General features: G+C 44.5%; 2 protein-coding genes. One reads left to right on the top strand and one right to left on the bottom strand.

Translation table 11 applies throughout. The features are described 5' to 3' along the window. The first annotated feature begins 187 nt into the window (after positions 1-187). The gene (ppa, locus tag A3729_RS17585) at positions 188-715 is read left to right on the top strand and encodes an inorganic diphosphatase (protein WP_068512204.1); all 528 of its coding nucleotides are present in this window, start codon (positions 188-190) and stop codon (positions 713-715) included. Positions 716-793: 78 nt separating this feature from the next. On the opposite strand, the gene A3729_RS17580 is transcribed toward ppa, so the two are convergent. Next, a partial coding sequence (locus tag A3729_RS17580; protein WP_156497989.1) for a DUF2333 family protein occupies positions 794-1,078 on the bottom strand: 285 nt, incomplete at its 5' end.

The raw sequence follows: 1,078 nt of genomic DNA, 5'->3' as shown, positions 1-1,078 counted from the left end.
CGAAGCCGAAATCAACAACCTTACAGGCGTAGTCACTAACGGTTTATTTGCACTTAGACCCGCAGATCTGCTGTTTGTTGGCTCTGAATCTGGCGTAAAAATGCACGAAGCCGTATAATCGCGCACTTTATCGCTCTGCGAAAAAATTCAGGTCAGTAACACCGCTTATTAACGACAGGACAAAGCTATGATTTTTGACAACATTCCAGCAGGAAAAGACATTCCTAACGACATTAACGTCGTAATTGAAATCCCAGCTCAAAGCAGCCCGGTAAAATATGAAATCGACAAAGACATGGGAGCTGTTGTAGTTGACCGTTTCATGTCCACGCCAATGTTCTACCCAGCAAACTACGGTTTTATCCCGCACACTTTGGCTGACGATGGTGATCCATTAGATGTATTGGTTATCACACCATATCCAGTTATACCTGGCTCAGTAATTCGTTGTCGCCCAATCGGCATGCTAGACATGGACGATGAAGCGGGTGGTGATGAGAAGCTAGTAGCGGTACCTCACGACAAGCTATCTCCTGAGTACAAAGATATTCAGGATATTGAAGATATTCCAGTGTTACTGAAAGAACAGATCCAGCACTTCTTTGAGCGTTACAAAGAGCTTGAGAAAGGCAAGTGGGTAAAAGTAAAAGGCTGGGAAAATGCAGATGCTGCTCGTAAGTCAATCGAGAAGTCTGTAGCGAACTACAATAAGTAAGTTGTAGCGCTTAGCTCTATATAACAAAGGCCGCATCAGCGGCCTTTTTACTATCTGCACTTCACGAGTGCTAGAAAGTTAGCCCTGCTGAAGCAAACTGCGCAAGTCGATAATGGCCGCTGATGCTCTTGAGATATACGAAGACATTGTCAAGCTATGATTAGCCAACATCCCAAAGCCACTACCATTTAGAATCATCGGACTCCAAACAGCCTCTTGAGTCGCTTCCAATTCCAGTGTTATCTGCTGCAAGCTTACCAAAGCATTCTTATTGATCAGCACTGCCTTAAAGTCATGCTCTATTGCTTTTAGTATATGCACCAGCGCCCAAGCCGTACCGCGTGCTTCATAAAACACATCGTC

The organism is Oleiphilus sp. HI0043, from assembly GCF_001634935.1.
The sequence above is the reverse complement of the archived record's forward strand: the minus strand, read 5'-3'. Positions and strand labels throughout refer to the sequence as shown.